Origin of the sequence: Alkanindiges hydrocarboniclasticus, assembly GCF_001982605.1 — a bacterium.
In the GTDB taxonomy this organism is placed as follows: domain Bacteria; phylum Pseudomonadota; class Gammaproteobacteria; order Pseudomonadales; family Moraxellaceae; genus Alkanindiges; species Alkanindiges hydrocarboniclasticus.
In genome coordinates, this window is record NZ_MLCN01000027.1 from 1 (window position 1) to 20,078 (window position 20,078).

The window sequence follows — 20,078 nt, forward strand, 5'->3', positions numbered from 1 at the left end:
GTACCTAACCCTATTGTAATTGTACAATATGAAATTACTCCACCTTATACTTACAACCATTACCTCACATTAGATGAAATTGATGAGCAATATTCGAAAATCTTAGATTTATAATTTTTAATATTTATAAAATTATTTTTTCATCTGATTTGACCAAGCATCGACAAAACACGTACCGCTATTTACAGGAATTTTGGTTAAAACATAGACTTGTCTTTAGTCAGTAAGAAACACAAATGATTCCTGATGCGCAATGTTATGACGTAATTGTGGTGGGGGGCAGCTTTGCCGGAATGACGGCTGCCCTGCAACTGGCACGTGCACGCCGTAAGGTGCTGATTATTGATGCAGGTCTTAACCGTAATCGCATGGTGCGCCGTTCCTATGGTTTTTTGGGGCAGGATGGCAGCTCACCCGATGACTTTATCAATAATGCCAGACAGCAGCTATTAAAATACCCTAACCTTGTCTGGCTGGATAATGTGATTGCCCTAAAAGCTGAAAAGCAGGATGACGGCTTTATTATTGCCACCAATGAAGACAAATCCTATCAGGCCCAACGGCTAGTCTTGGCTATCGGTATTATTGATAAGCTGCCGGATATTGCAGGTATTGATGAGCTGTGGGGCAAGTATTTATTTCATTGCCCTTACTGTGACGGCTATGAGCTTAATGAAGAAGACATCGCCGTGATTGGCACCGGCCATGAGTCCATTGGCAAAGCCTTAATGCTGCCCGACTGGGGCAAGGTCACCCTGTTTTCCAACAAGGTCGTTCATCCTGACCCAAGTGAACTCAAACATTTGCAGGCGCGTGGTGTCAGCATTAATGATGAACTGATTGAGCAAATTTATGTAGAACACAACCGGCTGGCAATTCGCACCACAGATCAGCAAATCCATCGGTTTAAGGGCGGATTTTTATTACCCAAAACCCAGTTGGCCAGTCCGTTGGCCCAGCAACTCGGTTGTGAAATTGGTGAAAGTGCCATTGGGCCATTTATCATTACCGATGAATCCAAGCAAACCACGGTAAAAGGCGTATTTGCCTGCGGTGATGCAGCACGGACTACCGCCAGTATTTCATGGGCGGTGGGAGATGGTGCCAGTGCAGGCATTGGCGCGCATCAGTCGCTGATCTTCAAGGATATATTTGACTAACCCAGCCCGGCCTAACTGGCTTGCAAACGCAGAAGCCAGCGTTTTTCACTCAGCATAATCAAAAACGAAGCACCACACAAAATGGCAAAACCCCAGGTCATGGGCACCAGTGTATTGTCATATAACTGGCCAATAACGCTGGCAAGAATTAAAGACAGCATGGACGCTGATGCACCAATAATGGCAGAGGCCATGCCCGCCACATGACCCATGGGTTCCATGGCAATGGCATTTAAATTGCCAAACAGGCAGCCAAATACGGAAAATAAAAGACTGGCATACAGCAAAAACATCCAGAAGGTAATTTTAATGCCACTGTACTGCACCAGTAAGAAGCCAAAGGACAGCACAGCAATACACAGCATGCCGTACATGCAAATGGGCCGCATGCCAATTTTGGCTACCAGCCTTGAATTTACAAAGGAAGCCACACCCATTAAGGCAGCCAGCAGCGCAAAACACAGACTAAAGGTTTGCCCAGACTGACCAAACTGCTGCATAAAAATTTGCTGCGAAGTACCCAGATAACCAATAAAACCGCCAAAACACAGGCCGGTACACAGCAAATAGCTCATGGTGGTGCGGTTGCTGACCACTTCGCGAAAGCCACTTTGAAAAGCCTTAATCTGCATGGGCAGGCGTTGCTCTGGCAGCAGGGTTTCTTCCAGACGCAAGGCAATCCAGATTCCCACCACCAGCGCATAGGCAATATAAAGCAGGAAAATTTCACGCCAGCCTGAAAAATGAATAATCACTTGCCCAATAGCAGGGGCAATGGCAGGTGCCACCATAAATACCATCATAATCAGTGACATTACTTTTGCCATCTGGTTGCCGCTGTATTTGTCGCGCACCACAGAAATAGTAGCCACATATGGCCCGGCTACACCTACACCCTGAATAAAACGGCCCAGTAGGAATAGCTCAAAACTAAGGGTCAGATAACACAGCAGGCTACCCACAAAATAAATGGCAATGCCAGAAAACAAAATGCGCTTGCGGCCAATGGCATCCGACAGTGGCCCGGCAATCAACTGGCCCAGTGTCATGCCTGCAAAAATACAGGTAATGACCCATTGCACAAGGTTAGGGTTATCTACAGCAAACACCCGGCCAATCTGACCCAGCGCTGGCAAAATCGCATCAATGGAAAACGACACTACCGACATCAGTAATGCCATAAGCAAGGCAAACTCTCTGGAATGAATCTTGGACATATTTATTCTCGTGGATATCAAAGACACTGGACTACTCCAGCCTGCTTTATGTTTGGTGCTTTATCTTCGCGACATTGTATTATTGTGTGGTGACTGTTTGAGGGTTACACCTGCCCTATTCCACGATCTGATTTTTTACAGCGACTGAAACTTTTTATAACAGCCCTAAACACTTAAACCAGCCCAGCCAGATACTTGCCAAACCACTTGGCGGTTTCAATATCGCCTTTTGGGGGTGTTTGTTCTACTGGGGCATTGTCGGACTGGGTCATCAGGCCCAAAAAGCCGGACAGCCGGTTTAAATCATTTTCGGTATGCCCGGTTGGCATCAGGGGAATACCGCTCCACAGCATGCCATGCTGCATGGCAAACAGGCAAATTTGCTGCAATACCGCCAGCTTGTCACCGCTTAAGCCGCCGGAATTGGCAAACCCTGCGGCCAGCTTGCCAACCCATAAGCGATTTTTCCAGCGCTTGGAAGTGGCATCCATAAACAGCTTAAAGCCACTGGTTACACTGCCCATATAGGTGGGGGAACCAAATACAATGACATCCGCATGATCCAGCGCATGCCAGTCCACGTGCTCTACCGACATGACATGTACCTGTGTATTGGCAACCTGTCGCGCACCTTCGGCAATGGCACGCGCCACCCGCTCGGTGTGTCCATACGGACTATGGTAAACAATACAGACCTGTTTACAGGCAGCAGACAAGTGATGTGTAGTATCGGAAACAATTGCGTCGGTCAATTCAGCATCCTAAAAGCGGCCTGCAAAGAAATGCAGTTCAGGCGCAATAGCATAGCAGTTTGAGGGTTTTAGCACAAAAGCCGATGCAAAAAACCAATATTAAAGCCCTATAAAAGCATCTGTTTAAAAACATTTTGTGCTATCGGAATAGGCCTAAGCTTAACGTTAAAGATCAAGCACTTTTATTGTTGGGCCATAATTACGCTAACCTAAAAAGCTGGCTTTAAAATAAAGTAAACGCTTTACAGCATAACAAACGTTGCCATGCGGCCAGTTTTTGCCGTATGCCGATAAGAATAAAACCTGTCGGCCTGCTGATAGCTGCACGCCGCACCACCACTGATGTGCTGAACCCCTAACTGTTGCAGGCGCTGGCTGGCCAGTTGATAAATATCAGCCAGATACTTGCCTGTCCCATGGCTGGTAAAAGCACTAGCAGCTTCAGGATGGTGCTGGGTAAACGCTTCAAAAACCTCTGCGCCCACCTCAAAGCTGCATGGCCCAATGGCAGCACCAAACCAGGCAAACACAGCCGGTGACTGCATGGCATTAATCGTATTTTCAATAATGCCATGCAGCAAACCACGCCAGCCCGCATGGATACAGCCCACCTCGGTACCGTCTGCATTGCTCAGGACAATCGGCAGGCAGTCAGCCGTCATGATCATGCAGGCCACCCCAGTTTGCCGGGTAATGATGGCATCTGCATTAACTGCTGAAAACGGCATGGCTTGTTCAGTCACTTCATATACGTGGGTGCTATGGGTTTGTTCCAGCCAGACCAGTCGTTTGGCGCCATAAGGTTGTAATGCCTTTAACAGCTCAATGCGTTGCTGCTGAACTGTTTGGGCATCATCCCCTACATGTAGCGCCAGATTAAAGCCATCATAAGGCGCAGCACTATGCAATAAGGGATTAAGAGCTTGTCTGCTGGTTTGTCCGGCCAGCACACCAGCCGGCAAACCGGTTGCTGCAATCAGTCCTGCCGATAAAGGCAACCTAGTCATCAGCACCCTCATCACGCAGGGCTTTAACCAGTTGGCTAAAATCATCCGGCCATGGCGCTTCAAACTGCATATTTTTGCCAGTGCGCGGGTGCACCAAGCCCAGCTTGCGCGCATGTAAGGCCTGCCGCTTGAAGTTTTGCAGGGTCTTCACCAGATTCGGGCTGGCCCCTTGTGGCAAGCGCCGACGGGTGCCATAAAGGGGATCACCCACCAGTGGAAAGCCAATATGAGACAAATGCACCCGAATCTGATGCGTGCGGCCAGTTTCCAGTTGCGCCTGTACCAGCGTATGCGAGCCAAAGCGCTCCAGCACACGATAATGGGTTACCGAAGCACGCCCGCCCGGCTGCACACTCATGCGGGTACGTTCTACCGGATGGCGCTTGATTGGCTGGTCAACCGTGCCACCGGCAATCACATGGCCCACCACCATGGCATCATAAATACGATATACCGACTTATCGGCTAACTGCTTGCTTAAGTGGTGCTGGGCAGCCAGATTTTTGGCCACCACCAGTAAGCCACTGGTGTCCTTGTCAATACGGTGTACCAGACCAGCGCGTGGCAACTCTTTAAGCTTGGCCTCATGGTACAGCAGGCCATTGACCAGTGTCCCCGACCAGTTGCCCGCGCCCGGATGCACCACCAGTCCAACTGGCTTGTTGACCACCAGAATGTCATCGTCCTCATACACAATGTCCAGTGTCATTGGTTCAGGCTCGGTGGTGTTCTGGTCTTGCAGGGTCACATCCAGATTCAGCACCTCGCCGCCCAGACAGCGGATCTTGGGTTTTACCGTTTGACCATTGATGGTGAGCTGGCCATCCTGCAACCAGCCTTTAAGCCGTTCACGCGAAAACTCAGCAAAAAGACTGGCCGCTACCTGATCAAAGCGCAAGCCAATCATATCGTCCGGCACCACGGCCTGTTGCGAAATTTTGGTGGCTGTAGCTGCTTGATTTGGCGTCAGATCTACATCAAACAGGTCTTCTTGCAGATCAGCAAATAACGCATTGTCATCCTCAAGCGGCTCATTTATGCTTGAATCTGGTGTTTGCTGTAGATTTTGTGTATGGGCCATTTGGTATCTGTCATCAAAAATGGTTAAATAGCCCCATTGTAGCGTATTGCCCGTTAAGTCCAGAGGAGTATTTATGTCGCTGCCCCGTTTTAGTGTGTTGATGTTGTCATTTTCAGTGGCAATTGCAGGAGGAATGGCGGGTTGTAGCAGCTTTCCAAAGAAGAAAAATGATCTTAAGGATGCAGGCCCACAGCGCAGTGAGCAAGCCTATTATGAGTCAGCACAAAAGAGCCTGAAACGCGGCCAGTACACCGAAGCCAACAAATCACTGGAAGCACTGGATACTTATTATCCAACCGGTGAATATACCGAACAGGCCCAGCTGGACCTGATGTATTCCCGTTTCAAGCAAGGCGATTATCCCGGCGTTGTAACGCTGGCCGACCGCTTTATCCGCTTGTATCCCAGCAATGCCCAACTGGATTATGCCTATTATATTCGCGGTGTTGCCAACATGGAGCAGCATTATGACGGCCTGCTGCGCTACACCAACCTGAATCAGGCGCACCGTGATGTCAGCTATCTGCGTCTGGCTTATAGCAGCCTGCGTGAATTTGTACAGCGCTTTCCCAGCAGCCGCTATGCGGTAGATGCTGCCCAGCGCATGCAATATGTCAATCAGGAACTGGCCGAAAGTGAAATGAATGTAGCCCGCTATAACCTGAAACGTCAGGCATGGCTGGCTGCGGTACAACGTGCGCGCTGGGTGCTGGAATATTATCCGCAAACCCCGCAAATTCCTGAAGCACTGGCCACCATGGTGCATGGTTACCAGAAACTGGGCGACCAGCAAACAGCCAACCAGTATCTTGAAATCATTCGCCTGAATTACCCTACGCTGATCAAAGGTAATGGTGTTGACCTGAATGCAGCACGTGGCAAGGCTTCGTGGGTGAATCGTGCGACCTTGGGTATTTTCGGCCGTCAAGCACAGTCGTTTGTACCACAGGATCGCGCCAATGCAGCCGTTGTGGTGCCTCCTGCGGCAACCCCGGCCACCAGCAATGAACTGACTTCCGAGCAGATCAAACCTGATGTGCCGCAACCGGATCTGGACAATGCCGTACAGCAACCGCCAGTGCCCAGCATTGGTCTGGGCCTGCCTGAGGAAACCTCACCACAGGACGAGCGCAACCCTTAAGCTGTAACAGGCTTGCTGAACATTAAAACCAGTGCCTGAACTTGTATAGCCAAACTGCAAACTGAATGAAAAAATAGCCGGACTCCTGTTCCGGCTATTTTTTGCCTCAACAGCAGCAGCCTGACTATGCTATAGTGGCCCGACTGTAATGGCTTGATCCGCGTGTTGCAGCATGAGGGTAATATGGCAATTCCACAACACACCATCGACCAGATACTGGATCGCATTGATCTGGTAGAGCTGATTGGCAGCCGGATCAAACTCAAAAAAGCCGGTAAAACCTACACTGCCTGTTGCCCGTTTCATCAGGAAAAATCCCCGTCATTTAATGTAGACCGTAATAAAGGCTTTTATCATTGCTTTGGCTGCCATGCGCACGGCAATGCCATTGGTTTTTTGATGGAATACGAAAACCGCAACTTTATTGATGTGATCAAGGATCTGGCGCAACAAGCCGGCATTGAGCTGCCAAAAAACTCGCAGGATGACACTAACAAATTTAGCTATAAACGCAGTGACGCGCCCAAGCCCACTGTTAAAAAATCAACAGCTAAAGCCAACCAGCCAGCGAACAATACCAGTTCGCCAACCCGCATCAAACTCAATACTCAGCCTGCCCAAGGCAGTGACCCTTTTGACATTCCTACAGATAATGACTCAACCGACGGCTTTACAGCCTCTGATCACCTCATGCTGGATGACATCTGGCATGACAACGGCAGTCAGGGTGAACCAGAAAATGAAATGGCAGGTGCAGCCTCCCAAGAAGGCAACCTGTACGACCTGCTGGAACAGGTGGCCCAGTTTTACCAGCAGCAACTGGCGAAAAATAGCGCAGCGCAAGCCTATTTAAACAGTCGCGGACTGGACGATAAAGCCTGCGAATTCTGGCGACTGGGTTATGCGCCAAGCGACTGGCAACACCTGGAACAGCACTTTTCACGCGATGTTGAAGGCTTAAAAACCGTAGGCCTGATCCGTGATAGTGAAAAGGGCCGTGCCTATGATCTGCTGCGTGACCGGGTGATTTTCCCCATTCGGGATGCCAAGGGTCGTGTGGTGGGTTTTGGTGGTCGCGCCATGAGTGATGACATCAAGCCAAAATATATCAACTCGCCCGAATCAATAATTTTCCATAAAGGTGAAATCCTGTATGGCCTGTATGAAGGCCGCAAGGCGCGCGCGGGTCAATGGCTGATGGTTGAAGGCTATATGGATGTAATTGCACTGCAACAGGCAGGCATGGCTGGCGCAGTGGCCTCCTTGGGCACAGCTACGAATGTAGAACACCTCAATACCCTGTTTAAGCAAAGCAACAAGATTACACTGGCCTTTGATGGTGATACGGCTGGGCAACGTGCAGCATGGCGTACCCTTGAGCTGGCATTGCCTGCGCTCACTGATGGGCGTGAATTGCGTTTTCTGGTACTGCCTGAACAACATGACCCTGACTCGCTCATCCGGCTGGAAGGCTTAGGCGGTATCCGGCGCCGGATTGAACAGGCACCCCCGCTGTCAGATTTTTTGTTTGAAAGTCTGGCCCAGCAAATTGACATTAAAACGCCCGAAGGCAAAAGCCGGCTGATGCAGGAAGCACGTGTCTTAACCGGACTACTGCCGGCTAAAGGTAGTTTTAAACGACTGCTGGAACAATCACTGCGTGACCGGCTGGGACTGGGCTGGAATAAAAAACCAGCCGCACAGCAGCAATTATTGTCCTTTGAACAAAGCTCCAGCCTTGAAGAAAAAGCCCTGTTGTTGCTGTTGCAATACCCGGCTTTGTTTAACCAGATGACCCACCTGATTGATCTGGCCGATGCCAACCATGCCTTTGGCCGCGCACTCTACTTGATGCAACAGGCAGAAGAAGAGCTGCCGGATGACCCGGAACAATGCCTGTATTTCCTGCTGGGTGCATGGCCCAATGAACAGGAACGCAACAAGCTGTGTCATCTGCTGGACGCGGTGGACATGGGGGTGTATGTGCAGCAGCCTGAACGGCTGGATGGCTTATGTCAGGAAATAGTTTTGCAATTAAAAAAAATGTATTTAAGTAGAAAAATGAATATTGCGACCTCAGTTCAAGCGCAGCAGGATTTGAAAAACCAGCTATTAGAAGTTAGTAAGCAACTATCTTTCCGCGAAGATATTGTTTAACTATTTCTACAGTTAAAGCTGAACAGTTTTATTTTAAAATTTTATTAAAGCCAAAAGCTTACTTTCCTTTAATGTCTTTATCCTGACATTATTTTGTCACCCGCCTGTCATCAGTTCGCTATAGCTTAAGCCGGTCTTTACACTGGAACTGGTTCATGCAAATCAACTATAAACCGCTCATCATTGCCATGAGTGCGCTGGCTCTATCTGCCTGTAACGATAATAACGATCACCACAATGTTGACCATACTGCCCCAGCGGCCCAAGTACAAACCGCCTATTTTATTGATAGCACTATTAGTGGCCTACGCTATAACAGCGGCTCGCAACAGGGCGTCACTGGTACTGACGGCAAGTTTAATTATCAAGCCGGTGAAACCGTCACTTTTAAGCTGGGCGACATCACACTGGGCACGGCCCAACCCACCTCTGACAAGTTACTGCTGAAATCTCTGAATAACGGGACTACCGAACAAGGGAACGTGAGCAATAGTAGTATTAACCGCGCAGTGTTGCTGCAAACGCTGGATCAGGATGCTGACAGCAGCAATGGCATTCAACTGGACAGTACCATGCTGGCCCAGTTTAAAAATACCGATACACTGGATTTTAATATAGCACCGGATCAGTTTGCCCAGCAGCTTGGTAGTTTGTTTGTCAAACTGAATATTGCCAGCAGTGTGGTCGATGCTGCCCTAGCCAAGGATAATCTGCTGCTCAGTGAAGCCAAGGCCATGGGTAAAGTTACTTTACACTATGATAAAAACATAGGCAGTGGATTGGTGAGCCGTGTCGAGCGCCATATTATTCCCGATGTTTATGTGCCTTATCACGGTGCTGATGCCAGTCTCAAGCAATATTTCCCCAAAGGTTTTCCGCTGGCGGTGGGGTCTGGCTTAAGCTTTATAGGCACACAAAATGGTGTTTCCACGTTTTATGCCATTACCGATCGTGGGCCAAATGCCGACTCGCCCCTACTGGCAGATAGTACAGCCACTAAAGTTTTCCCAGCCCCGCAATTTGCACCGACTCTGGTTAAGCTCAGCGTTGACCAAAATGGCGTCAAACTGGCCAGCCAACTGGAACTCAGCTTAAACGGCAAGAAAATTACCGGTCTACCCTTGCCTGCTGGCAGTATTGGGTCCAGTAATGAAGCAGCGCTCAGCGAAGACCTGAAAACCAATCTAGGCACGGATATCAATGGCCTGGACACCGAAGCCATTACACTGGATGCCGACAATAAACATGGCTGGATTTGCGATGAATACGGCCCGTTTGTAGCCAAAATTGAACTGGCCAGCGGTAAAATTGTTGAAAAATTTGGCCCCGGTACGGGCTTGCCTGCCTTAATTGCCAAGCGCCAGCCCAATCGTGGCTGTGAAGGCTTGGCCTATGACAGCGGCAAGCTATATGCCATAGTGCAAAGCACGCTGGACATTAGCAAAAACAGTGCCCTGTTTACCCGTCTGGTGGAATTTGATCCGCAAACCCGCACCAGCAAAACCTATGCTTACCCGATTACGCCTGCTGACTGGCAGGATGGCAAGGCAGGTAAAGCCAAACTGGGTGATCTGCTGGCACTGGGCAATGGCCGGTTTATGACTATTGAACAAGGCACTTTTGCAGACAATAAAATTCATAACAAGCTGTATGTGTTTGATATCAAGAACGCTACGGATATCAGCAACATGAAATCCGGCGAAGATGAACTGGAAAAAATCAAAGATCCAGCCAAATTACTGGCTTCAGGCGTCAGGACTGCCAGCAAAACCTACCTGCTGGACTTGAAGGATTACGGCTGGCTGATGGAAAAAGCGGAAGGACTAACCCTGATTGACGCCACGGCCCTGGCCATTAGCAACGACAATGACTTTGGTTTGCGCGTGGATGCCCGTGACAAGGCAGGCAATAGCGTGGATGCTACTGAGCTGACCGTGAATGCTCAAGGTCAGCTAACGGATGAAGATGGCAATACGGGCTATAGCTATAAACTTGTTGCCAATAAGCCAGAAGAACGCCATAGCCAGTTGTGGTACATCAAGCTAACCCAACCTGTAAAATAATAGTTATTAGACTTTATTCATAAGTTATCACCTTGCTTTCGACAAGTCCAACGTGAGCTTGGTCTAGTGCTCAATGACCGCAGGCTACGGTGGTTGCCCTTCGGCAAGCTCAGGAACAGGGTCGAACTAGGGTTGGTGAGCATGTCGAACCGCTTTTGAAATAACTCTATTGTCTACGGATCGCAAAAAGGCGACTATGAATTCATAGCCGCCTTTTTAATGCTTATGATACGGGTGCAATTAGGGCTTTAGCAGTTCATTACCGGGCTGTCCGTCGGCTGCCCGCAGGTTGTCCTCAGTGGCTTCTTCACGAGGGATGGGGGTTTCTATTCCCAGTGCTGTCATGCTCCATTCCAGTATCTCAGGATTTTCATGCATGGCGGCTTGCCGTACCAGCTGGGATGGCGCATGGGCCAGTTTTGCAGTTAAGGCATTGGCCAGTCGTTCCAGCACATGCCCGGCATCCTGCCCCTGTAACAAAAGCTGTTTTGCCTTATCCAGCTCACTGCTTTTCAGCTGCTCAATGTGACGACGATACGCCACAATATGCGGCGTGGCCTGCTCGCTGCGTTGCTGGCGAATAAACTGGGCTGACAGCTGGCTCACCATCACCTCAGCTTCCAGCGCTGCCTGCCGCCGCTGTGCCAGATTGCCTTCAATGACGGTTTGCAGATGATCCACATCATACAAATACACATCGTTTAGCCGCGATACTGCCTGATCAATATCACGCGGTACGGCAAGGTCAACCATCAGCATTGGCTTAAAGCGGCGTTTTTTTAGGGCTTGCTTGACATCACTGGCCTGAATAATCTGGTGCAGGCTACCGGTACAGCTAGACACGATATCGGCACGCGGCAAGGCATCCGCCAACTGGTCAAATGGAATTATCTCTACCGGCACGCGTGCCATAAGCTCATCAGCCAGTTGTACTGCGCGCTCAACACTGCGGTTGCAAATCAGGATACGCCCAACATCCTGCTCCACCAGATGACGCGCCACCAGCGTGTTCATTTCACCAGCCGCCACAATCAGTGCGGTCGTCTGGTTTAAACTGCTAAAAACCTGCTGCGCCAGTTGTACCACCGCATAGCCCATCGAAATGGCCTGCTCACCGACTGCAGTTTCCGAACGTACTTTTTTGGCCGCATAAAATGCATGCTCAAACAGACGGCTTAACGGGTTACCCACTGTGCCGGCCTGTCTGGCAAGTTGAAGCGCATGTTTCACCTGACCAAAAATCTGTGGTTCGCCCAGTACCATCGAATCCAGCCCACTGGCCACCCGGATCAGGTGGGTAATGGCAGATTCATTATCAAATTGATAAACATGCTGCAACAGATCAGTACGCTGCAAGCCATTAAACTGGGCTAGCCAGTCCAGCAGCAGATCGGGCTGCTGGGTCATCGCATAAATCTCGGTACGGTTGCAGGTGGATAAAATCACCAGATCATTGAGATGACAAACTGCACAGGCTTCATGTAGTGCTGTGGCCAGACGCTCAGGCGAAAACGCGACTTTCTCACGCAAGTCAACTGATGCCGTAGTGTGGTTAACGCCTAACGCAAAGAAACCCATATTGCGTGGATTGCTGCAAAAAAATATGTGCTATTGTGCGTTATCTACTCCACAAACTCAAACAATTCGCAAAAACAGGATTCACTTTGCCCTTATTTTCTACTCCCCATGCTTGTGTTCGCGCTAGCCGGCAATGTCTTTGCACAGTGCTGATAGGGAGTATTTTTTTATTACAGCCGGTATATGCCTTTAAAAACAGTGATACCCCTATTACTCCGGTCAATGATCACTTTAGCAGTAGCCTGCAAGCCGAATTTTTACTGGCGCGGCAGCAGCAGGCCGAAGCAGTGGCCATTTACCAGAAAATGGCCTTTGAAACCCTGACACCCAGCATTCTGGAACGTGCCCTGACTGTGTCTATTGATGCACAGGACGACAAAAACGCACTGAATATTGCCAAGCACTGGGTTGAAAATGAACCGCAGGATACCCCAGCCCAGTTTTACCTGGCGCATTTGGCGCTTAAAACCCATGACTATCCACTGGCTGCCCAGATTCTGGACAAAATCCTGAGCGCAGATGCCGATGTTGCGCTGGATCAGGTACTGGCGGGCATTTACCCGGAAAATGAACAGGATCGTCAGCAACTCCTGAATGCCCTGATTCATCTGGATATGCATGACAACCCGTCGCTACTGGTACTCATGGCAGGCTTGCAGGCTCAAAATGGCCAACTGGATGAAGCCTTAAAGCGCATTAATCGTGCCCTGAAAAAACGCCCGGATGTCACGGCTTTTATGACCTTAAAAGCCAACATCCTGATTGCACAAAATAAAAATGCCGAGCTGATGCAGTGGCTGGACAAGCAAACCAAACTACAATCCACCAATAAAAGCCTCAAACTGTTTGAAGTCCGCTACCTGCTTAAACAAAACCAGCAGCAAAAAGCGCTTAAAAAACTCGATGGCATGATCCGGCAATGGCCTGACGATACCGAAATCCTGTTGCTGGCTGGACTGGTCAGCATTGATGAGCAGCAATATACCAAGGCAGAACAATACCTGTTAAAGCTGTTGCAACAGGAAACCTATATGGATCAGGCCTATTATTATCTGGCCATTAATGCGCAGCGGCAGAACAGGACTGATCTGGCCAGCGCCTATTACAAGCGGGTGGAAGGGACGCTCTACCAGAGTGCCCAGAAAAAACTGGCCCTGATGCTGGCCGAGCAGCAAGCACTACCACAGGCGATTTCGCACCTGACCCAGGAACGGGTTAACCACCCGGATGAAGCCAGCTTTCTGTACCAGTTACAAGTCCAGCTGCTCAAGGATAATAACCAGCCAGAAGCAGCACGTGCCCTGCTGGATGAGGCCATCAAAAACCTGCCGGATGACCCCGAACTAATTTATGCCCGTGTGTTATTGCTCAAACCCAATGAGCAGGCCTTGCTGGATCAGGAGCTAGAGCGCCTGCTGGGTATTGAACCCAATAGCCCAACCTATCTAAATGCCTATGCCTATACACTGGCCACCCAGAACCGGCGCTTAAATGATGCAAGGCAACTGGCTGAACGGGCCAATGCACTGGCGCCGGATCAACCTGCCATTCTGGATACGCTGGGGTTGGTGGCGTTCCTGCAAAAGGACTACGATAATGCAGCCAGTGCCCTGCAAAAAGCCTTGTCGTTTGGTGATAACCTTAACATTGCGCTACGGCTGGTCAGGGTTTATCAGGCCAAAGGTGAAATGACCGCTTACCAAACCTTAAAAGCCAAACTGCAAGCCCAGTATCCTGATAACCTTCAGGTCAAAAGCCTGTAACTATTCTGATCGCAGTGCTGTGCTGGATAGAATCCTGCCTTTTCAAAAAACCACAAAATGGCTTAACTTCACGGTAGCAACTTCCTTACAATACATGATTAATTTCACTCACTTAAAATTAAATCCATGCCTGTCCAGATTTCCCAGTCCCAAGTTTTTCGTCTTTCTGCAGTCTTATTGGCCAGTTGTATAAGCCTTGGCCTAAGCGGCTGTCAAAAAACCCTCAAAGCCCCAACCCTGAGCACTCCCCTGCCCACTCAGGAAGTGGTCAAAACCCAGTTTGGTATTGCCGGCAAAATTGGCGTGAGAACCCCACAGCAAAATGGCAGCGCCTTTTATGCATGGACACAGGTGAACAATTACTTTGCCATTGACCTCACGGGCGCGCTAGGCATTGGACAAACCCGGATTGAAGGTATACCCGGCAAGGTTAGCCTGACCAGTGCCAAAACTGGCACCCTGCAAGCCGCCACACCGGAAGAATTACTGCAACAAGCTACCGGCTGGCAAGCGCCTATCTCCTATCTGGTGTCCTGGGTGCAGGGCAAGCCAGCTTCCAGCAGCGCACAAGCCCAGTATGATGAACAGCGGCGACTTAAACAGCTAAATGAAGGCGGCTGGCAGGTTGATTTTAGCTATAACAACACGGAAGCCTTGCCGCAAAAACTGGTCATGGTACAGCCGCTGCAACAAGGCGAAAATCGGGTAACGCTTACCATACAAACGCGCGAGGATGCAACCCAGCAATGAGCCTACTAACGCTTCCTTCTCCCGCCAAGCTAAACCTGTTTTTGCATATTACCGGCAAGCGTGCTGATGGCTACCACAACCTTCAATCTGTCTTTCAGCTCATTGATTTATATGATTACTTGAGTTTTGATATTGCTTATGCCGATTTAAGCATCAACCAGCTGGACGAGGTGGCCAGTAGTGACAACCTGATTATCAAGGCAGCCCGGCTATTACAGCACCACACCGGATACAGAGGGGGCTGCCGGATTGAATTGCAAAAAAATATTCCCATTGGCGGCGGGGTTGGAGGGGGTTCCTCCAATGCGGCTACAACCCTGCTGGCATTAAACTCGCTATGGCAAACTGGCCTGACGCTGGCTGAACTGGCGGGGCTGGGTATTCAACTGGGTGCTGATGTTCCCATTTTTATTCTGGGTAAAAATGCTTGGGCGGAAGGTGTGGGTGAGCAGTTGGTTGCTGTCGATTTACCACAAATTGATTATATTGTGCTCAAGCCTGACTGTTTTATCAGCACTAAGCAACTTTTTTCACAAGAATCATTGACAAGAAACACGCCAGAAACTACATTTGCCGCCTATCAGCAAAACCCAACGCAATGCGGTAATAATTTTGAGGCAATTGCCCAGAAATTATATCCCGAAGTTGCACAAGCGCTCGCCTATCTCAACCAGTTTGGTCAGGCACGTTTGACAGGTACAGGGGCCTGTGTGTTTTTACCGGTTCAGCCGGAACAGGACATCACAGCCATCATGCAGAATGCGCCATGTCAAAGTTATTTTTGCCATGGATTGCAACGCTCTCCGGTACATGAACAGTTGGGTCTGGTTTAAACGTGGCTATCAATGTGATCATCCACGTCAACAGGGGCGTCGCCAAGTGGTAAGGCACCGGGTTTTGATCCCGGCATCCGTTGGTTCGAATCCAGCCGCCCCTGCCATTTTAACCAGCTGGTATCTTTCAAAATCAGGAACATGTGTGTGCTTAACTGATTAAAGGTTGCTTTTTTAAAAGCAGTTTTTATGTAAATCAGCTTGACAGTTTACAGCAATAACACTATAGTTTCCGCCGATTTAGGGGCGTCGCCAAGTGGTAAGGCACCGGGTTTTGATCCCGGCATCCGTTGGTTCGAATCCAGCCGCCCCTGCCATATTTCAAACTACTTTTCCTTAATTCTGTTAGAAAAATCATAGATTTTCTAATATACAGCGAAAAAGTAGTGCTTTTTATTATCGCTAGAAAAATTAACAAGTCTTGCTTCAGTAATTAAGCTAATGGTTTAGTGAGTCTAAGCTTAGGTAAATGTTTTAGGCTTGCTTTAATCTCTATGGAAAAATCATGGATTTTTCCCTTGCGCTTAGACGGAGCCTTAAAGCAAAGCTTTAAGTTCGTTATTTCTTCGCTCAGGTGTTACATGCCCAATCTTGTCGTTTTTAGTGGAAATGCCCACACCGAACTGGCCCATAAAGTCGTCAGCCATCTTCATGTTCCATTGGGTTCAGCTATTGTTAACCGTTTTTCTGACGGTGAAATTGCAGTAGAAATTACCGAGAATGTGCGTGGTAAAGACGTTTTTATCGTACAACCTACCTGTTGCCCGACAAACGACAACCTGATGGAAATTCTGGTCATGGCCGATGCATTGCGTCGTTCCAGTGCTGGACGTATTACCGCGGTTATCCCCTATTTTGGCTATGCACGTCAGGATCGTCGTCCACGCTCTGCCCGTGTTCCCATTACGGCCAAGGTTGTTGCCGACATGCTCACCACTGTCGGTATTGACCGTGTGGTCATGATTGACCTGCATGCCGACCAGATTCAGGGCTTCTTTGATATTCCGGTTGACAACATCTATGGTTCGCCGATTTTGCTTGCCGACCTGCGTCAGCAAAAATATGATAACCTGATTGTAGTTTCACCAGATATTGGTGGTGTGGTGCGTGCACGCGCCATTGCCAAACAAATGGGTGATGTAGACCTGGCAATTATTGACAAGCGCCGCCCAAAAGCCAATGAATCTCAGGTGATGCACATTATTGGTGACGTTTCTGGCCGTGATTGTGTCATTGTTGATGACATGGTGGACACTGCTGGCACCCTGTGCAAGGCTGCTGAAGCACTGAAAAAATTTGGTGCCCGCCGTGTGGTTGCCTACTGTACCCACCCGGTACTGTCTGGCCCTGCCATTAGCAACCTTGAAAACTCAGTGATTGATGAGCTGGTGGTTACTGACACCATTCCGTTATCGGTGGCTGCACAGCAATGTAGCAAGATTCGTCAGGTGTCAGTATCAGCAATGGTTGCTGAAACGGTTCGTCGTATTAATAACGAAGAATCCATCAGTGCCATGTTTGATGAAAGTATCTAAAATTTAAGTTTTCTGTTTGGTTATAAAAGCTGTTTTTTTATATCAAACACCCCAGCTGAACTGGTCGCAAGTTCAGCTTTTTTTAACTGTTAGGACATATCATGACTGATTTTAACTTAAATGCCGTAGCACGTGATCAGCAAGGGAAGGGTGCGAGCCGCCGCCTGCGTCACGCCAATCTGGTACCTGCCGTTATTTACGGTGGTGAGCAAGCGCCACAAAGTATTTCCATTACCTTTAAAGAACTGGTTAAGGTTCTGGAAAGCGAAGCGTTTTACTCTCACATTGTTAACCTGAATGTTGATGGCCAGGTACAACCTGTTGTCCTGAAAGCATTACAGCGTCATCCTGCCAAAAACTTCCCAATGCATGCTGACTTCCTGCGTGTTGATGCCACACATACCATTAACGTACGTGTTCCATTGCACTTCATTAATCAGGAAAGTGCCGTTGGTGTGAAGCAGCAAGGTGGTATCGTTTCTATTATTGCAAACGATGTAGAAATCATTACCCTGCCAGGCAACCTGCCTGAGTTCATCGAAGTTGATCTGGCTGAAGTTGAAGTCGGTACTGTTGTTCACCTGTCTGACATCAAACTGCCAGAAGGCGTAAAAATTGCTGCACTGGAACAAGGTGCTAGCCATAACAACGCCATTGCCAACATTCATGCACCAGCTGGTGGTGCAAGCCAGGACAGCGCTGAATAAGCCTGTACCTGTGATATTTGAGTCAGACCATTGAATAAATTGTCACTCATTGTCGGGCTGGGCAATCCGGGTTCGGAATATGCCCAGACCCGTCATAATGCGGGTTTCTGGTACGTCCAGCAATTGGCCGACCAGTACCGCATTAGCCTCAAGAACGACCCGCGCTTTTTTGGTATTTCCGGCCGGGGTACGATTGAAGGACAGGAAGTCAGATTACTGCTTCCCTCTACATTCATGAATCGTTCCGGGCAATCGGTTGCCCCGTTTGTTAAATTTTTCCAGATTCCTGTTCAGCAAATTCTTATTGCCCATGATGAGCTTGACATGCCTGCCGGTACTATTCGCCTGAAAACAGGAGGTGGTCATGGTGGTCATAATGGCTTGCGGGATATTGTGCCGCATATTGGCGCTGATTTTCACCGCTTGCGTATTGGCATTGGTCATCCAGGGTCGCGTGAAAAAGTCACTGGCCATGTTTTAGGCAAGGCACCGCCAGCCGAACAAAACTTATTTGATCAGGCCATTGAACAAGCACTACAGCAAACCCATCTATTGGTTAACGGCGATGTTGCCAAAGCCATGAACCAGCTGAACGCGTTCAAGCCTGAGCGAGGATAAGTCGAGTATTGCTCGACCCGAGCGCAAGACGAGAGCTGAGCTCGAGTGACGCGATGAAGCAAAGCCACTACGTCTTGCAGCATATATGCCTCATTTGCCGCGTCGCAAGATGAGAGCTAGGCTCGAATGCAAGGACAAGCAGGGATTGAGAATCCCTGACTGAACGCAAGAAAAAATCTATGATTTTTTGTGAGGATAAACAAAGATTAATCTTGTATCCTATATATCTCATGCCACCCTCAAGCTCCAGAAATACAGTTGGTCCTGTTGCAAACGAGAGTACGCTCTCATAACGCGTGTCAGGTCATTCACCCCCATGATTTTGTGATTATCCGCACAAATTACTTGCAGCACCGCCCTGAACACGGCAAAATGTCGCCGTTTCAAAGCGGAACAAGCTTTCGCAGAATATCTGTCGCTTAAACTGCTGATATTTTGCCAGCGTTGGTTACCCTACTCCTCAGGAGACATTTGCCATGCAAACTCATATGCTTAAATGTAAAATTCACCGTGCGGTTGTAACCCATGCTGAGCTACATTATGAAGGTTCCTGTGCCATTGATGGCAAGCTGATGGATCTGGCCGGTTTACTCGAATACGAACAAATTCAGGTCTGGAACGTGACCAATGGCAAGCGTTTTACCACCTATGCCATTCGCGGTGAAGATAACTCCGGCATTATTTCTGTCAATGGTGGTGCTGCGCATCATGCTGATGTGGGCGATATTATTATTATTGCCGCTTTTGGTGTTTATACCGAAGTCGAGCTAAAATCCTATAAGCCGCGTCTGGTCTATGCTAACCCGGACAATACGGTTAACCATACCACCAATGTCATTCCGGTTCAGGTTGCCTAAAGCAGCTTCCCGCTGGCTTTAGCAGTTGAGTGTTTTTGATGGTTTCAAGGAATTATGGCCAGCAAAACATGATTAAAGTTAGAAATTACTGTTACCAGTGAAATAAACTACTTAATACATATCCCACAAAGCCCATGCAGTGACATGGGCTTTTTGCTGTATACCATCTTTTGCTTATTATTAGCCTGCTGCAATAAGCCAGTAAAATTAAAACTGGCTACACGCCTGTCATGCATAAATTATTTTATATTACTAAAGCTTTAGCGCTGTTATTTTAGCAATTGTCATCACTGTACTAAAAGACGCGGCGATTAGTACAGCATGTGCTTGCCAAAATAACTGTATCAGCGTAGCTCTACATTACTACAGCTCTAAAACTGCTACGTTTAATTAAAGACTAAAACCGAGTTGGCAGTACTACTCACGCAAGCTTTCATCGGCTGGTACTTCAGTAATTTTGCCGCCCTGCGCCAGAAAACGTGCCACCTCATCTTCCAGTTGCTGGCGAATAGACTGCTTGGCAGTAACGGTCAGGCTTTCAGCTTCAGCCAGATCGGCATCAGTCAGACTTGGCACTTCCTCAGCACTATCACCACCTCCTACATCGGTAGAAACAGTTTCGGTTTCATCAACATCAACTGCTTCTACGTCACTGTCGGCATTGTCGTAGTCATCGTCGTGATCAATAGTCATTGTCATTACCCCTAATGCACATCTTGAAATATAGTCAGGTTTTCTTGAGCTTATTTTCGCCCAAGAATTTCGCTAACTGTAGCAATCTCGAAATATCCTTGCTAGTGGTGGTGACAATAACTTGCTATTTTTTTAAGCGGTTCAACAAAACATGGGTAAATAGTAA

At 48.6% G+C, this 20,078-nt stretch carries 17 protein-coding genes and 2 tRNA genes; 13 read left to right on the forward strand and 6 right to left on the reverse strand.

Translation table 11 applies throughout. The features are described 5' to 3' along the window. The first annotated feature begins 236 nt into the window (after window positions 1-236). On the forward strand, window positions 237-1,160 hold the full coding sequence (locus BKE30_RS10220; RefSeq protein WP_076878500.1) for an NAD(P)/FAD-dependent oxidoreductase: 924 nt from the start codon (window positions 237-239) through the stop codon (window positions 1,158-1,160). Window positions 1,161-1,171: 11 nt separating this feature from the next. Here BKE30_RS10220 and BKE30_RS10225 read toward each other — a convergent pair whose 3' ends face one another. The 4 genes from BKE30_RS10225 to rluD form a co-directional block, all read right to left on the reverse strand. After that, window positions 1,172-2,377, reverse strand: a complete 1,206-nt coding sequence (locus BKE30_RS10225) for a multidrug effflux MFS transporter (RefSeq protein WP_076878501.1) — start codon at window positions 2,375-2,377, stop codon at window positions 1,172-1,174. Window positions 2,378-2,550: 173 nt separating this feature from the next. Next, window positions 2,551-3,093: a flavodoxin family protein gene (locus BKE30_RS10230; protein WP_076878546.1), complete on the reverse strand. Its 543-nt coding sequence runs from the start codon at window positions 3,091-3,093 to the stop codon at window positions 2,551-2,553. A 278-nt stretch (window positions 3,094-3,371) separates the two neighbouring features. Beyond that, window positions 3,372-4,136 (reverse strand): peptidoglycan editing factor PgeF, encoded by a 765-nt coding sequence (gene pgeF / locus BKE30_RS10235; protein ID WP_076878547.1) that lies wholly within the window; start codon window positions 4,134-4,136, stop codon window positions 3,372-3,374. After that, a complete protein-coding gene (rluD, locus tag BKE30_RS10240; protein WP_076878502.1) occupies window positions 4,129-5,217 on the reverse strand; it encodes a 23S rRNA pseudouridine(1911/1915/1917) synthase RluD in 1,089 nt (362 codons plus the stop codon). Before rluD ends, pgeF begins: the two co-directional genes overlap by 8 nt. 73 nt (window positions 5,218-5,290) lie before the next feature. Between rluD and BKE30_RS10245 the strand changes: the two genes are divergently transcribed. The 3 genes from BKE30_RS10245 to BKE30_RS10255 all read left to right on the forward strand — a co-directional run bounded on the left by BKE30_RS10245 (window position 5,291) and on the right by BKE30_RS10255 (window position 10,578). Then, the gene (locus BKE30_RS10245; RefSeq protein WP_076878503.1) at window positions 5,291-6,358 is read left to right on the forward strand and encodes an outer membrane protein assembly factor BamD; all 1,068 of its coding nucleotides are present in this window, start codon (window positions 5,291-5,293) and stop codon (window positions 6,356-6,358) included. Between the two features lie 183 nt (window positions 6,359-6,541). Further along, window positions 6,542-8,515, forward strand: coding sequence for a DNA primase (locus BKE30_RS10250; protein WP_076878548.1), 1,974 nt, complete (start codon window positions 6,542-6,544; stop codon window positions 8,513-8,515). A 155-nt stretch (window positions 8,516-8,670) separates the two neighbouring features. Further along, complete coding sequence (locus BKE30_RS10255; protein WP_076878504.1) at window positions 8,671-10,578, forward strand: esterase-like activity of phytase family protein; 1,908 nt, start codon at window positions 8,671-8,673, stop codon at window positions 10,576-10,578. Between the two features lie 240 nt (window positions 10,579-10,818). Here BKE30_RS10255 and hemA read toward each other — a convergent pair whose 3' ends face one another. Further along, window positions 10,819-12,156, reverse strand: a complete 1,338-nt coding sequence (gene hemA, locus BKE30_RS10260) for a glutamyl-tRNA reductase (RefSeq protein WP_076878505.1) — start codon at window positions 12,154-12,156, stop codon at window positions 10,819-10,821. Between the two features lie 146 nt (window positions 12,157-12,302). Here hemA and BKE30_RS10265 point away from each other — a divergent pair, with 146 nt between their 5' ends. The 9 genes from BKE30_RS10265 (at window position 12,303) to panD (ending at window position 19,219) form a co-directional block, all read left to right on the forward strand. Next, complete coding sequence (locus tag BKE30_RS10265; protein ID WP_143253707.1) at window positions 12,303-13,919, forward strand: tetratricopeptide repeat protein; 1,617 nt, start codon at window positions 12,303-12,305, stop codon at window positions 13,917-13,919. Between the two features lie 126 nt (window positions 13,920-14,045). Beyond that, window positions 14,046-14,669, forward strand: a complete 624-nt coding sequence (gene lolB / locus BKE30_RS10270) for a lipoprotein insertase outer membrane protein LolB (RefSeq protein WP_076878506.1) — start codon at window positions 14,046-14,048, stop codon at window positions 14,667-14,669. Beyond that, complete coding sequence (ispE, locus tag BKE30_RS10275) at window positions 14,666-15,502, forward strand: 4-(cytidine 5'-diphospho)-2-C-methyl-D-erythritol kinase (RefSeq protein WP_076878507.1); 837 nt, start codon at window positions 14,666-14,668, stop codon at window positions 15,500-15,502. The genes lolB and ispE overlap by 4 nt, the downstream gene beginning before the upstream one ends. A 32-nt stretch (window positions 15,503-15,534) precedes the next feature. Continuing rightward, window positions 15,535-15,609 (forward strand) — tRNA-Gln (locus BKE30_RS10280). Window positions 15,610-15,744: 135 nt separating this feature from the next. Beyond that, window positions 15,745-15,819 (forward strand) — tRNA-Gln (locus tag BKE30_RS10285). Between the two features lie 264 nt (window positions 15,820-16,083). Continuing rightward, window positions 16,084-17,037, forward strand: coding sequence for a ribose-phosphate pyrophosphokinase (locus BKE30_RS10290; RefSeq protein WP_076878508.1), 954 nt, complete (start codon window positions 16,084-16,086; stop codon window positions 17,035-17,037). 101 nt (window positions 17,038-17,138) lie between these two features. After that, window positions 17,139-17,744, forward strand: coding sequence for a 50S ribosomal protein L25/general stress protein Ctc (locus tag BKE30_RS10295; RefSeq protein ID WP_076878509.1), 606 nt, complete (start codon window positions 17,139-17,141; stop codon window positions 17,742-17,744). Between the two features lie 30 nt (window positions 17,745-17,774). Next, window positions 17,775-18,362, forward strand: a complete 588-nt coding sequence (gene pth / locus BKE30_RS10300; RefSeq protein WP_076878510.1) for an aminoacyl-tRNA hydrolase — start codon at window positions 17,775-17,777, stop codon at window positions 18,360-18,362. 476 nt (window positions 18,363-18,838) lie between these two features. Further along, window positions 18,839-19,219 (forward strand): aspartate 1-decarboxylase, encoded by a 381-nt coding sequence (gene panD / locus BKE30_RS10305; RefSeq protein ID WP_026469866.1) that lies wholly within the window; start codon window positions 18,839-18,841, stop codon window positions 19,217-19,219. A gap of 417 nt (window positions 19,220-19,636) precedes the next feature. Here panD and BKE30_RS10310 read toward each other — a convergent pair whose 3' ends face one another. Then, on the reverse strand, window positions 19,637-19,918 hold the full coding sequence (locus BKE30_RS10310) for a hypothetical protein (protein WP_076878511.1): 282 nt from the start codon (window positions 19,916-19,918) through the stop codon (window positions 19,637-19,639). Between the last annotated feature and the right edge of the window lie 160 nt (window positions 19,919-20,078).